General features: G+C 56.5%; 1 pseudogene. It reads left to right on the top strand.

The features are described 5' to 3' along the window. A pseudogene (locus ABS769_RS22570) lies at positions 1-255 on the top strand (IS5-like element ISCARN85 family transposase); the annotation flags it as partial.

Raw genomic sequence — 255 nt, 5'->3', positions numbered from 1 at the left:
TCTACACACGCATGAACCGTTGGGCCAAGGCGGGTGTGCTGGACCGGATGTTCGCCCAATTGCAGAAATCCCAGATCGTGCGCATCAAAATCGAAGCAGTCTCGCTGGACTCCACCAGCGTCAAGGTCCATCCCGATGGCACGGGTGCATTAAAAAAAACGGCCCGCAGGCCGTCGGCAAGTCCCGCGGTGGATGGAACACCAAGATTCATATGGTTGCCGCAGATGCTCGAACAGCCATCACCTTTGGATTGAC

Origin of the sequence: Xanthomonas hortorum (assembly GCF_040279205.1) — a bacterium.
GTDB lineage: Bacteria > Pseudomonadota > Gammaproteobacteria > Xanthomonadales > Xanthomonadaceae > Xanthomonas > Xanthomonas hortorum_F.
This window is presented reverse-complemented; position numbering and strand designations above follow the sequence as displayed.